The 13,358-nt window shown below is 52.7% G+C and carries 16 protein-coding genes; 4 read left to right on the forward strand and 12 right to left on the reverse strand.

The genetic code is table 11. The features are described 5' to 3' along the window. Nucleotide 1: 1 nt before the first annotated feature. The 6 genes from ACOZB4_RS16400 to ACOZB4_RS16425 form a co-directional block, all read right to left on the reverse strand. Nucleotides 2-301: a DUF485 domain-containing protein gene (locus tag ACOZB4_RS16400; RefSeq protein ID WP_071218738.1), complete on the reverse strand. Its 300-nt coding sequence runs from the start codon at nt 299-301 to the stop codon at nt 2-4. A 187-nt stretch (nt 302-488) separates the two neighbouring features. Then, entirely contained in the window at nt 489-1,286 is a 798-nt protein-coding gene (locus tag ACOZB4_RS16405; protein ID WP_379414621.1) for a LytR/AlgR family response regulator transcription factor, read from the reverse strand. Next, entirely contained in the window at nt 1,273-3,039 is a 1,767-nt protein-coding gene (locus ACOZB4_RS16410; protein ID WP_379414622.1) for a LytS/YhcK type 5TM receptor domain-containing protein, read from the reverse strand. The genes ACOZB4_RS16405 and ACOZB4_RS16410 overlap by 14 nt, the downstream gene beginning before the upstream one ends. 318 nt (nt 3,040-3,357) lie before the next feature. After that, complete coding sequence (locus ACOZB4_RS16415) at nt 3,358-3,837, reverse strand: threonine/serine exporter family protein (RefSeq protein ID WP_076323830.1); 480 nt, start codon at nt 3,835-3,837, stop codon at nt 3,358-3,360. Nucleotides 3,838-3,860: 23 nt separating this feature from the next. Then, a complete protein-coding gene (locus ACOZB4_RS16420; protein WP_379414623.1) occupies nt 3,861-4,616 on the reverse strand; it encodes a threonine/serine exporter family protein in 756 nt (251 codons plus the stop codon). 198 nt (nt 4,617-4,814) lie between these two features. Then, complete coding sequence (locus ACOZB4_RS16425; RefSeq protein ID WP_379414624.1) at nt 4,815-5,798, reverse strand: aldo/keto reductase; 984 nt, start codon at nt 5,796-5,798, stop codon at nt 4,815-4,817. 220 nt (nt 5,799-6,018) lie between these two features. Here ACOZB4_RS16425 and ACOZB4_RS16430 point away from each other — a divergent pair, with 220 nt between their 5' ends. Beyond that, entirely contained in the window at nt 6,019-6,543 is a 525-nt protein-coding gene (locus tag ACOZB4_RS16430; RefSeq protein ID WP_379414625.1) for a PadR family transcriptional regulator, read from the forward strand. A 59-nt stretch (nt 6,544-6,602) separates the two neighbouring features. Next, nucleotides 6,603-6,779 carry a hypothetical protein gene (locus tag ACOZB4_RS16435; RefSeq protein WP_422759572.1) on the forward strand — a complete coding sequence of 59 codons (177 nt, stop codon included), beginning with the start codon at nt 6,603-6,605 and terminating at the stop codon, nt 6,777-6,779. 54 nt (nt 6,780-6,833) lie between these two features. Here the strand turns inward: ACOZB4_RS16435 and ACOZB4_RS16440 are convergent, their stop codons facing one another. Continuing rightward, nucleotides 6,834-6,974 carry a hypothetical protein gene (locus ACOZB4_RS16440; RefSeq protein WP_379414627.1) on the reverse strand — a complete coding sequence of 47 codons (141 nt, stop codon included), beginning with the start codon at nt 6,972-6,974 and terminating at the stop codon, nt 6,834-6,836. Between the two features lie 285 nt (nt 6,975-7,259). On the opposite strand from ACOZB4_RS16440, the gene serS reads away from it, so the two are divergent. Continuing rightward, a complete protein-coding gene (gene serS, locus ACOZB4_RS16445; protein WP_379414628.1) occupies nt 7,260-8,561 on the forward strand; it encodes a serine--tRNA ligase in 1,302 nt (433 codons plus the stop codon). A gap of 383 nt (nt 8,562-8,944) precedes the next feature. Further along, nucleotides 8,945-9,982 (forward strand): LLM class flavin-dependent oxidoreductase, encoded by a 1,038-nt coding sequence (locus ACOZB4_RS16450; RefSeq protein ID WP_379414629.1) that lies wholly within the window; start codon nt 8,945-8,947, stop codon nt 9,980-9,982. Nucleotides 9,983-10,050: 68 nt separating this feature from the next. Here the strand turns inward: ACOZB4_RS16450 and ACOZB4_RS16455 are convergent, their stop codons facing one another. From ACOZB4_RS16455 to ACOZB4_RS16475, 5 genes are all read right to left on the reverse strand, one after another. Continuing rightward, nucleotides 10,051-10,809 (reverse strand): SDR family NAD(P)-dependent oxidoreductase, encoded by a 759-nt coding sequence (locus ACOZB4_RS16455; RefSeq protein ID WP_379414630.1) that lies wholly within the window; start codon nt 10,807-10,809, stop codon nt 10,051-10,053. Nucleotides 10,810-10,913: 104 nt separating this feature from the next. Next, nucleotides 10,914-11,666, reverse strand: coding sequence for an SDR family NAD(P)-dependent oxidoreductase (locus tag ACOZB4_RS16460; RefSeq protein ID WP_379414631.1), 753 nt, complete (start codon nt 11,664-11,666; stop codon nt 10,914-10,916). Between the two features lie 19 nt (nt 11,667-11,685). Further along, on the reverse strand, nt 11,686-12,117 hold the full coding sequence (locus ACOZB4_RS16465; protein WP_076323821.1) for a MarR family winged helix-turn-helix transcriptional regulator: 432 nt from the start codon (nt 12,115-12,117) through the stop codon (nt 11,686-11,688). A 253-nt stretch (nt 12,118-12,370) separates the two neighbouring features. Then, nucleotides 12,371-12,631: a hypothetical protein gene (locus ACOZB4_RS16470; RefSeq protein ID WP_379414633.1), complete on the reverse strand. Its 261-nt coding sequence runs from the start codon at nt 12,629-12,631 to the stop codon at nt 12,371-12,373. 31 nt (nt 12,632-12,662) lie between these two features. Further along, nucleotides 12,663-13,304 (reverse strand): nitrite reductase, encoded by a 642-nt coding sequence (locus ACOZB4_RS16475; protein ID WP_379414634.1) that lies wholly within the window; start codon nt 13,302-13,304, stop codon nt 12,663-12,665. Nucleotides 13,305-13,358: the final 54 nt, after the last annotated feature.

Consider the following 13,358-nt stretch of genomic DNA (forward strand, 5'->3'; position numbering starts at 1 on the left):
ATTACGCCCCCATATCCTTTTTAATATCGTCTACCATACGGTCAAACTGGGCCGCCTTGCGGGAGTACAGGATGCACAAGACCCATGTCATGATGAACTGCGCGAATGCAAATACCCATGCCCACGTGATCGGGCCAATCGCCGGGTGGTTCAACACGTCGGTGTACGAAGTAAGAATCGGCAGTGCAAAGTAAAACAGAAGAAAAAAGACGGTCATCGGAATAATGAACCGTTTCTTGCGGGAGAGCAGCGTTTTGAATTTTTCAGAATGCCATACTTCGGTATAGCTTTTTTCTTCCATTGCCTTTCCCTCCATTAACGATCAAGGATTCTATTGCGTCTCCCATATATGAAAGCGCTTTATAATGATTATATACAGGAGGATTGTCTGCGACCACAGCTCCTGCGCGAAACGTCCGATAGGGTGCGCGAAAAGGCGGATATGCCGCCTCAACCGGGAGACAACCACCGTCCTCACGCGCTTCTCCCTACGCCTCTCTAAGCAACCGGAACAAATCCCGGGCGGCTTCCCGCGACAAGGGAATCATCGTCCGCTGCTCATCGTTTAGCACAATATTGTAAGCGCCGTTCTGCCAAGGGGACAGCTCCGCAATCCGGTTCACGTTAACCAGGTAACTGCGATGAGGACGAAAGAACGAGTAACCCGCCAGCTTCTCCTCCAGCTCCTGCAGCGTGCTTTTGCTCGTAATCCGCTGGCCTTCCGCCGTCCATATGCGGATGACCCGCTCCTCGCGCACCGCGTACAGTATCGCCTCGGGATCGACAAGCACATGCTTGTCCCCATCATCGAATAGCAGCTTGCCACGCATACTGCGGGCAGCAGCCTCAGTGGATGGATACGGAGCTATCTGGGGGGCGACATCATAAGCTTCCTGCTTTGGGGAGACTTGCCCTTCATGAACCCTGCTGCGAATTCGCTGCAGGGTTTCCTTTAATCGCATATGGCTGTAAGGCTTCAGCAGATAATCAATCGCATTCAGACCAAACGCCTCGACAGCATACTCGTCATAGGCTGTCGTAAAGACAATCAAGGGCGAGATCGGGGAGGCCTTCAGCATCCGCGCAGCCTGCAATCCTTCCAGCTCCGGCATATGAACGTCGAGAAAGACGACATCCGGCTGCCGTAAGGGAACCAGCTCGAGCAGTTCCCGGCCGTTCGTGGCATAAGGAAGCAGCTCGATATCAGGCTCCTGTTCCAACAGGTAAGCCAGCTCCTCCCTTGCCAATCGTTCGTCTTCCGCTATCATCGTTTTAATTCGCTTCACGGTACCGGCTCCCTTCCGATAGACTGCAGGGGATGCTGAAGGATATGCTGCATCCGCCCTCTGCAAGATTCTCTACGATGAGTCTGGCTTCCTTGCCAAACATGCTGATTAAACGCTGGTTGATATTGTAAATGCCGTTCCCCGTACCCTCGCTGCCGATGATCGGTTGTTCGCCGAGGCTGTCCAGCACCTCAGGGGAGATACCTGCCCCGTTGTCCCGCAGCTGTACAACCGCCATATCGCCCGCCCGCTTTAGGGTCAACTGGATGATGCCCCCGCTCGCTTTATCGCGCAAGCCGTGCTTAATGCTGTTCTCCACCAGCATTTGCAGTGTTGCAGGCGGAATCATAAGCTCGCCTAGCACCGGATCCAGCTGGCATTCAAACGTGAACTGATCCTCAAACCGGATTTGAATAATGTCCAAATAGGCATTCAACAGCTCCATTTCCTCACGAATGGTCGTTCTGCGGGAGGCCATGACCTTGACGTTCAAGCGCATGAACGCCCCCAGCTGCATCGTGGCATGTCTTGCCAGCAGCGGATCACTCCGGATCAACGAATGGATCGCATTGAGCGTATTGAACATAAAATGCGGATTGATCTGCGCCTGCAGAAGCTTAAGCTCCGCCTCTTTCATTAAATGGCTCATCTTCTCGTGGGCCGTGGCCCCGAGCTGGTAAGAAATCAGCTGTCCAAGCCCTTGAGCCATGACCAGTTCAACGCGCCGAATATCCTGCGGTCGCTTGAAATAGAAATGAATGACACCTACAATCTCGTGACCCTCGATCATCGGGACAAGAATGGCGGCGCCGAGCGCCGAATGACGGGGCTGAATATCTTCCGCATTCTCTATGATCCGAAGCTCGCCGGTCGCAATGACATTCTTGGTCAAGTCGGATGTGATCTCTTCTCCGGGATCAATGGTACGGCTGGCGGCACCGGCATGGGCCAGGAACCGCTCCGTATCCGTAATGGCGACTGCCGTTGTTTTCAGCTCGCGCAGCAGCAAGGTGGCCACGGCCTGTGCCGTACGGTACGTCAAGCCCTGCTTCAGATGCGGCAGCGCCGCTTCCGCGATATGGAATGCCTTCTCCGTCTCGTAAGCGGCTGCCCGCTCTTCCTCGGTGAGCGCAACCCGCAGCATCGTCGTGAAGATCGCAATGGAAATGCTGTTGGTCAGCACCATCGGCAGACCGATCAGGTTGACCAGCTCAACCGCGCGGTCCGGCTCATCTGAACAGATCAAAATAACCCCCATGTGCAGGATCGGGGCGAACATCCCCACGAATAACGCTTTTGCCGGCGAGATAACCCGCTCCTGCGAGAAGAATCGGGCCACGCCCCCGGCCAGGGCACCCGTAAGCGGTACGGCGATAGCTCCTGCCAGCCCCGTGTAGCCCCCGATATACAGCAGATGGGCTCCCGCCAAAAGCCCGCCCCCGATGCCAACGCGGGGCCCACCGATCAGCCCGCCAATGACAACGCCGACCAGAGCGGAATGGGCCAGGGCCTGCTCCTCCGTCAGCTGCATCAGCCAGAAGGAGGAGCTCGACTCGCCATTCTCCACCACAACGCCTGCATACACCCCGAGGATACCGAAGAGGCCAAACAGACAGGAATAGATGAACATTCGCGTGCCAGACATCTCTTTGCGGTCCAGCAATTGGCGGAACAACGGAATTCTCGTCAGTATAAACGTCAGGATGAGCAGCATGCCCATCCGTTCGAACAGATGCAGCGTCAACTCCTGCATGGACATCCCTCTTCTTTGGTAGACTAGGAATCTTCAACTGTCGTCAGTAGACGGTATCAATAGATAGGATAGATGTGAATGCGGTTTCATTTCATGCAGTAAAGATTATATAGTACAGCGAGGATTTGGACAATAAAAAGGAATAACATGAAACTTATGTAAAAATATTCACGCAGGGGGTATACCCTTCAGTGCACTCAAAAAAACCATATCCCCCGCAGTTAAGCGAAAGATACGGCCAGTAAGCAGCTGCAAGGCCAAAATATCCGAACTTGTTCCTCGTCCTGATCTGTTAGGTCTCTTTGGAATCGCGAGAGCTTACGAGCCGGTCGAATTGGGTTTTCCAGCTCTTCTCCGGGATATCGACCACTTCCGAATGATCTGATTGGTCACCTCCGATAGCAGCAAACCCAGCGCGATGGCGCCTGAAATCATGAAGGCCTGCGCTCCCAGCTGAACAGCCTGATCAAATTGATTCTGGGCGACATGCCGAAGGGCATTGTAGGCGACTCCGCCCGGTACGAGCGGAATAATCCCCGACACGCTGAACACGATAATGGGCGTCTTGTATTTTTTGGCGAAAAAATGGCTGATGATCGTCACGCAAAAAGCCGCAAACACGGTGGCCGTCACCGGCTCAACCATCATGTTCTGCAGCATAATGTAGAGCAGCCAGCCCACCATGCCGGCAAACCCGCACTGCAGCAGTGCTTTTTTGGGTACGTTGAATATGATCCCGAAGGCCGCCGAAGCAACAAAACTCGTGATGAGCTGCTGTATATAAAAGGTTGCCACCATCTTCACCTCCACTCACACATCTCTTAGAATGACAACGTAAACGCAATTCCCGCTCCGATGGCAAAGGACGTAACAAAAGCCTCCGCGCCTTTGGACAAGCCGGATATCAGATGCCCCGCCATTAAATCGCGGATGGCATTCGTGATCAGCAAGCCCGGTACCAGCGGCATCACGGAACTGATAATGATCGTATCCAGCTGATGGCCGAATCCGTATTTGACCATCCATACGGAGGTTATGCCGATGACCAGCGCTCCCGAGAATTCGGCGAAGAATCGCACCGGTATGACCCGATGCATGAATAGAAAGCAGGAGAAGCCAAGACCGCCCGAAATGGCCGCCGGTACGAAATCCGGCCAGACGCCGCGAAACATAATGAGGAAGCAGCCGCTTGCGATCGCTGACAGGAGAATCAGCAGCCATGTCGGATATATCGCCTGCTCATGTTCGATTTTCTCAAGCGCCCTATGAGCCTCTTCAATCGTCAGCTCACCGAGGCTTATGCTCCGAGACACGCTGTTGACCTGATCGATCTTATCGAGATTGGTTGTCCGATCCGAAATACGAATAAGCCGCGTAATATGCTGAGGCTCCTCCACCGAGAAGATAATCCCGGTCGGAGTCATATAGCAGTGGCTGTTCTCCACGCCGAAAGCCGCGGCGATCCGCATCATCGTATCCTCGACCCGATAGGTCTCGGCACCGCTTTGTAACATGATTTTTCCTGCTAACAAGCAGACCTTGATGATGTCATGCTCCCGCTTCAACAAGTCATTCAAAACGACAATCCTCCTGCTGAACACATTCCGATTCAGAATCTTTGCCTATATTATAGTATCATTACCATGATTAAGCATAGGATATGCTTTAAAGCAGCACTGCAGCAGCTGCAATCGTTCTGAACAAAGTCATCCTCCTACACAAAAAGCCCCCCGAATGATCGGGAGGCTTCTTACTATTTATCCTCGGAATGCAGCCTAATAGGCACCGCGGATGTGCTCCGCTACCCGCTCCTGATAGAAGCGGGCCAGGCGTACCTTTTCCTCCATGGTGAATGAGGGCACTTCCAGCGTGCCCAGATTATCTTCAATCTGACGGACGCTGCGGAAGCCGGGAATGACAGCGCTGACCTCGGGGCAGTCCAGGATCCAGCGCATGGATGCACGAGCCATGTCGCCTCGGCCCTCGGCAATCCAAGCGAGCTCTCTGGCGAGCTCAACTCCTTTTTCGAACCGGAGGCCGGCAAAGGTCTCACCCACGTTAAACTGCTCCCCGTTCGCATTGAAATTCCTGTGATCCCCTTCGCTGAATGTGGTGTTCTCCGTAAATTTCCCGGTTAACAGACCGCTGGCAAGCGGCAAGCGCACCAATATGCCGACGCCCGACGCTTTGGCTTTCGGGTGCAGCTGGGTCAGTGGTTTTTGACGGAACAGATTGAAGATAACCTGCAGGGACCTTACGCCAGGTACCCCCAGGCAAAACAGTCCTTCCTCCACCGTCTCCACGCTGACGCCATAATGCCGGATTTTCCCTTCCGCCTGCAGCTTGTCCAGCACTTCGAACACCCTTCCGTCCTTCAACACATCGAAGGGAGGGCAGTGAACCTGATAGAGATCAATCCGCTCCCGCTGGAGCCGCTTCAGGCTATTCTCGCAATAAAGGCGGATGGAGTCCTCCGAATAGGTCTGAAGATCATGAATGTCTCCTGCACGGCAAAACTTGGTGGCGATATGCACCGAATCTTCCTTGCCCTTGGTTGCGCGTGCGAGCAAATCCTCCGCATGCCCATCTCCATATACGTCGGCCGTATCGAAAAAGTTCACACCTTCGCCGATGGCCCGATCCAATCCCCTCAAGGCTTCCTCATCATTGGTCTCCCCCCATGAACCTCCGATCGCCCAAGTGCCGAAGCTGACCTCGCTAATGTGAAGCTCCGTATTTCCCAATTGTCTGTAGTTCATCGACCATATAGCCTCCTCACCCAACTGCCATACTAGTTCACACTAATAGACTAAACGTTAAATCGCTTTCATTCAATCCATATATGACATTTACCTATTTTCCGCAAGTTGTTGACAAATCATTCCATCATACTTATAATTACAATCATTAGATATCCAACGTTGGATATCCAGTTTTGAAATTATTCTTCACCTATACATCCTAAGGAAGTGACCCAACATGACCAACCTCATCCTGCTCTCATTCCTGCGCCAGCGCCCGATGCACGGCTATGAAATTCAGCAGCTTATTCAGGCCAGCCGCATGGACCTATGGACGAATATACTATCCGGCTCCATCTATTATGCACTTAACAAGATGGAAAGCGACGGTCTGATTGCAGCCACCGCTGAAGAGCGGACCGGTGCGAGACTTCGCAAAATTTACAGTATTACGGATGAAGGCGAGAAGTTATTCCAGAAGATGATCCGCGAAACCTTGACGCTTCCTCCCCATACCGTCAAATCCAACTTCTCTCTTGGATTGGTCTGGATCGAGAACATTCCCAAGCAGGAAGCGGTGGAATTGCTGCAGCAAAACCTCAAGCAAGTGGAAGAATCGCTGGCACAATGGCGTTCAGGTAAAGAAATCAAGGGACAGTACGGCTTATCGAAGATCGCTCTTGCTACCTTCGATAATGCGATCTCAAGCCTGGAACAAGACATCGCCTTTCTCAACAAGATCATAACACTCGTTCAAGAATAAGCCTCAGCATCAGCTGCGGCTTTCATTTCCGGTCAATATCCAACGTTGGATATATAATATTGGTTAATAAGGAACGTGAATACGAGATGATGTTACCTGCTCTCATTCAAGCGAAAGGTTTAAGAAAAACCTATGGTCAGCGAACGGTCGTACATGATGTGGCTCTAGATATACGAGAAGGTGAAGTGCTTGCGATCATCGGGCCGAACGGCATGTCCATTGCCGTTTCTCCGTAAGGCGATATCTCTGGCATCTGGATGCCCCTCATGATTCTTGCGGGCTCACGGTCCTTATCCTCGGCGCAGCCGCATGGACCTTCCGCTGGGATGCGGAGCAGCCTGCCGGATGGAAGCGGGCAGCTGCGAAGAAAGCGGCGTCGATGTAACAGCGTACAAAAATCCAATGAGCCCCTTGTATAAAAGACACCTCATGCGGTATACTGAACAACAATATTAACATCAGGCCGATGAAGAGCTTCCAACTCCGAGGCGTTCTCGTCAAGGGGATCTGATCCTATAATCGATCAGACATCTCCCTAAGTTAACCGGACCCGCCCGTTACCGCGGAATCAAAGTGGATTGAACACGGACCAACCTGTTTCGTGATTAGGTTACGGTTCAATCAATTTGGGTGGCACCGCGAGCGCATAAGCGTCCCTCGTCCCATATGGACTAGGACGCTTTTTTATTTTTTTCAGAAGAAGGAGCGCGGTGATTATGCTAGATATGAAATGGATCAGAGAGAGCACAGAAAATCAGGAAGAACTGCAGCGAGTGGCTGACCAGAAAGGCATCGCCCTGTCGGTTGCCGAACTTGTCCGGCTGGATGACCAGCGCCGGACACTGCTGCTGGCCGTGGAGAGATTGCGGCAGCAGCGCAATGCCATCTCGCAGGAGATCAGCACGCTCGTGCGACAAGGTAAACAGGAAGAAGCCGAGCGGACGAAACAACAGGTCAAGGACATCAACGATCAGTTGGGCAAGCAGGAAGCGTTATACCGGGAGGTTGACGACGCCTACAACAAGCTGCTCATCCTTGTACCGAATATCGTTTCGCCGGATACGCCAGTCGGAGCTTCGGATGAGGACAATGTAGAGATCAGACGGGTTGGCGAGCCCCCCGTGTTTGATTATGAATACAGGGATCATGTCACGCTCGGCGAGCTGCACCGGATGATCGACATTCCCCGCGGCGTCAAAACCGCCGGCACACGCAGCTACTACCTGACCGGCATCGGCGCCATGCTGCATCGGGCCGTCCAGCAGCTTGCAGTGGATATGCTGGTCGCCAAGGGTTTTACCCTTATGGACGTACCGTTAACCGTTAGGACCGAGGCCATGGAGAACACAGCCTTCTTCCCGCTTGGTCAAGATCAGGCTTTTCAAATTATGGAGCAGGATAAGTGGCTCGTCGGTACGTCGGAAGTGCCGTTGGTATCGTTCTATAGCGGTGAAATCGTCGATGTGACGCAGCCGATTCGCCTGGCAGCAGCATCGCTGTGCTTCCGGAGCGAGGTCGGCTCGGGCGGCCGGGACGTCCAGGGCCTGTATCGGGTGCATCAGTTCGCGAAGGTGGAACAGGTCGTTCTTTGCGAGGCCAGCGGGGAAGCCTCGGAGCAGCTTCTGCAAGAGATCACAGCCAATGCCGAGGAGCTGCTACAGAAGCTCGAACTGCCTTACCGTGTCGTTGCCGTCTGTACCGGGGATATGTCGCAGAAAACGTACAAGCAATACGACATCGAGACATGGATGCCAAGCCGCGGGGCTTATGGGGAGACTCACTCGTCGTCGAATCTGCTCGACTTTCAGGCGCGTCGCTCGAACATCCGCTATCGGGACGCAGAAGGCAAGCTGCGCTACTGCCACACCCTGAACAACACAGCCGTCGCTTCGCCGCGAATTCTCATCCCGCTGCTGGAGAACCATCAGCAGGCCGACGGTTCGATCCTCATTCCAAAGGCGCTCAGACCTTACATGAACGGGATGGAGCGGATTGAGCCTCCAAGTGAAACAAAATGAACAAAACCAACATAATCTGAACATTCCACAGCGCAGCCGTCAAGGCTGCGTTGTTTTGCTATTATTACCTTCTTAACAAAAAGCTTGCCAAAGCTCCGTCATAAATACACCGAATGGGATTCACCGATAATTAGATCAGAATAAAGGCATATATTATATGGAGCAGTTATATAACACAAGAAAAGGTTCCTCTTTATGCGGTCTGGCTTCTGTGAAGGTTCTTCGAAGTACATTTTTCTTATGGATTAAGTAGGTATATAATGTTCGTTATATAGGGATATCAACTATCGATAATAGATTTCATATTTTCCAACATCCAGACGGATGTCTTCTCCCTATATAAAAACTTACCGTGCCGCGCACGAATAAGGAGGTCAACCCATATGACAGAACCCCATCTTGATCATACAGCGCCCAAAACGCTTCGCGATATCCCTATTTCCATCCTGGATCTCGCCCCGATTACAGTGGGCAGCACAGCTGCACAGTCGCTGCGGAATACACTCGATCTGGCCCAGCATGCCGAAAAGTGGGGGTATCACCGCTACTGGCTTGCCGAACACCACAATATGCCGGGGATCGCCAGCTCGGCCACTTCGGTCGTCATTGGCCATGTCGCCGGGGGCACGAGCAAGATCCGCGTCGGATCCGGCGGCATTATGCTGCCGAACCACGCTCCCCTGGTTATAGCCGAACAGTTCGGGACCCTCGAATCGTTGTATCCCGGCCGGATTGATCTCGGTCTTGGCCGTGCGCCGGGATCGGATCAGCTCACATCCCGGGCACTCCGCCGCGGTCCGGGCAGCGACGGGCAGGATTTCCCGGATCGCCTCGGCGAGCTGCGGAATTACTTCCAGCCCACCTCAGGCTCGTCCATGCGTATTCGGGCGATTCCCGGTGAAGGCCTGCATGTACCGATCTGGCTGCTCGGCTCCAGCGGTTTCAGTGTGCAGCTGGCAGGCCAGCTGGGGCTTCCGTTCTCTTTTGCAAGCCACTTTGCTCCGGATTATCTGATGGCCGCGCTCGATCTGTACCGTACCAGCTTCCACCCTTCATCCGAGCTGAGCAAGCCGTATGCCATGATCGGCGTGAACGTAATCTGTGCCGACACGGACGAGGAAGCGCAGCATCTTGCTACCTCGCCGTACCAGCAGTTCCTGAACATCATCCGCGGCCGTACCGGCCAGCTGAGCCCGCCGGTGGACAGCATGGATGATCTGTGGAACCTGCAGGAGCAGGCTATCGTGAAGCGCCAGCTCAGCTTCTCCGCCATCGGCAGCCCTGCAACCGTACGTGCGCAGTTGGAGGAGTTCCAGCAGTCGACGAACGCAGACGAGATTATTGTCGCAGCCGCCATCTACGATCATGAGGCACGCCTGCGTTCATATGAGCTGCTGGCGGATGTCGTCGGTATCAAATAAATGCTATACCAAAAAGACCAGCCAAACCCGGTATTCCGGTGCTTGACTGGTCTTTTTTTCTTTATATATTAGAGCGTCAATCCGCCATCAATTGTAACCAGCGAGCCTGTCATGTAGCTGGAGTCCGGGGAAGCCAGGAAGGCAACCACGTTCGCGATTTCATCCGCCTCAGCCGGACGTCCCATCCGCATGTTGCCCACTTCCTCAGGCACGTAGCCGCCTTCCATGAAGGACTTGGCCACCGCTGCCGTAAGCGGCGTCTGAACGCCGCCCGGACAAATCGCGTTCACGCGAATGCCCTGCTTCACGTATTCCAGCGCTGCTCCCTTCGTCAAGCCTACCACCGCATGTTTGCTTGCCGAATAAGCGGCTGCACTGTGCTCGCTGCGGATACCCGCCGTGGAAGCGGTATTAACGATATGTCCGCTGCCCTGCTCTTTCATGACTTTCAACACATATTTCATGCCAAGGAAAGCGCCCTTGACGTTCACAGACATTTGACGGTCAAATTCATTCTCGTCGATGTCGTCCAGCATCGAGAACTTCTGCATGATGCCTGCATTGTTGAAGAAGAAATCGATTCGGCCGTAAGCTTCAACCGCCTTGTTCACATAGTTCTGAACATCCTCGGTTTTTGTTACATCCGCTTGCACGAAGATTCCCTCTCCGCCCTGTTCCTTGATCAAACGCAGCGTTTCTTCGCCGGCTTCCTTGTTGAAGTCAACGAGCACTACCGTTGCACCGTTCTCTGCCAATTTCAAGCTGCTGGCTCTGCCGATCCCGCTGGCTGCGCCTGTAATGACAGCGATCTGTTTGTTATCGGACATGAAATAACACTCCCCTTGATGATAAGATAAATTAGGTCTGACCGAGTAGTATCACGAACATTTCTGCCGTCTACAGCCTATAGACAAGCCAATGGAAGAATGACTTACTTCGCAAAATATCCGCCATCAATCGGCAGCTCAACGCCTGTAATATAAGAAGACTCATCCGAAGCAAGGAACAATACGCCGCGAGCGATATCTTCCGCTTTGCCCAAGCGTGGAAGCGGAGTCTGGGATTGGAACCATTGCATCATTTGCTCATCCTTGAACAAGTCCACGGTCATTGGCGTTTCAATGTAGCCAGGGTGAACCGAATTACAGCGGATGTTATGCTTCGCAAAGTCAACGGCTGTGGCTTTAGTCAGCATGCGCACCGCGCCTTTGCTTGCCGTGTAGGGACCAGCGCCGCTGCCGCCTGTCAGGCCGGCAATGGAGGAGATGTTGACGATGGAACCGCCCCCGGCTTCGATCATGTGCGGAATGACATATTTCTGACCGAGGAATATGCTCGTAACGTTAATCGACATCGTCTTCTCCCAGCCTTCCACCGTCAAATCCATGAACGGCGTTGCATTGGAGACACCGGCATTGTTGACCAGAATGTCGATTTTGCCGAATTTTTGAACCGTCTCGTCTACAACACGAACCCAATCTTCCTCAGAAGCTACGTTATGCTTGAATCCGATCGCTTTGCCGCCAAGCGCTTCAATCTCGGCTACGACGTCTTTGATCTTGTCTTCCTGAAGGTCCGTAATCGCAACCTTAGCTCCCTCTTGCGCAAACAAAAGAGCGTCAGCTTTACCCATACCACCTGCTGCACCCGTAATGATTGCTACTTTATTGTCTAATCTCCCCATGAGAATACCTCCTGATATATTAGTCGTTAGTTTGGCTATCTTCATTGGACTGCCCGATCTTAAGCTGCAGATGTTCAATCATCTTCTCATATGAAGCGATCAACACATCCATCTCCTGATCCGAGAAATCCGACCATAAGCCTTCATTCAAATCACGGTACTTCGCAATCATCCGGGCTTCAACTTCACGGCCCTGCTCCGTAATCTTAAGATAGACCTGACGTCTGTCCTCGATTGACGCCACCCGTTCAATATAACCCTTGCTGACCAGCTTGTTGCTCAAGTTGGTCACAGCCGACAGCGTAACATTCAAGGCATTGGCAAAATACGAGCTGGTCTGCTGCCCCTCATACGCCAAAGTCTGAAGCACGTAGTACTGGGGGCCGGTCAAATCATTGTCCAGAATCTTGGCATAGTTCGCCACAAGCGTCATCATCTGACGAGCCACCATGTTAGATAATTGTTCCCTCTTATCCAGTTTCATCACCTCGATGCACAACGAAGTACTTACAAATATATTACAAATTTAAATAGTTAAAAGCTTTTAACAATCTAAATTGTATACCCTTTCATATCGCTCGTCAACCACGATAAAATGCCCAATCTGGTTGTTATTCCCATCGTCGCAAGTAGAGAAGACGAAATGCGCCCAAAGTGAATCTCGCTTGATCGAACCAAGCAAGGATTTTAGTGGATATCGCGTTCTAATCTATAGAAAAAAAGAGCACCCTCAGGTGCTCTTGAGAGTAAATCCATCCTCGTTTCGGCATATCCGTTACGAGAAATAGCCGGTATTCATAGTAGGCGCGAGCCGCGCTTTCTCTGCCATTCCCAGTGGCGAAGAGTGAGATCACCGCTTCAGTAAATCCGCCATTCCGATCCGACGAGACAAGGGCAGCTAATTGATGAAGTCGCACGAAATAGGAGATCCCTAATACGCGGCGTCCGCTAACAAAAAAAGGCACCACCCTAAGGTGATGCCTTCCAAGCCTTTTGTTACCCTGCCGTATCCATCCGCGCATTCAGCGTGAGTTGACGCAGCTGATCGAGTGTCATGCGATCTACGAAGCGCGAGAACTTCTCTTTCTTCTTGCCGTTCTCCTGATAGACGACGATCAGCTTCAGGATGATCGGGGCCAGCTGCTCCGGCGCTAAATCCTTATGCAGCGGCTTTGCCAGAGCAACCTTCAACCCTTTCGGCTCTCCACCTACATAGATATCATAGGTATTTCTCATCTTAATAACGGCAATATCCTTCAGCAGCGGTTCACTGGTGCCGAGCGCGCAGCCGGCGTAACCGATCTTTAGCGGATTAGGTACAGGATGATCGGCGATCGCTTCATCCAGCATCTTCGCAACATCCAGTCCCGAATCCTCCGCCCCCCGGCAGAAGTTGCAGGTGATCAGGCTCTTGGAGACAAAACCGGCAGGATGAACCTGAAGTCCGGCGGCTTCCAGCTTAGCCTTTGCTTCTTCCACCCGCTCTGCGTCCATCTCCACGTAGAGCTGTTTAAAGGTAGTCATCTCGATGCGGGCATCCTCACCCACGATGGAGCCCAATACGGACAGCTGATCCGGGCGGAACAGCGTTCCGCCCACTTCAAAGCCGGGTGTCACTGCGAATTTTTGCGTTGCCAATGTCTACACCCCCATCAAGTCGCCCTAATAATCATATCTTTGCTAGGTTGCTTC

The sequence above is a fragment of the Paenibacillus sp. NPDC058898 genome (genome assembly GCF_049316025.1).
Classification (GTDB): domain Bacteria; phylum Bacillota; class Bacilli; order Paenibacillales; family Paenibacillaceae; genus Paenibacillus_AQ.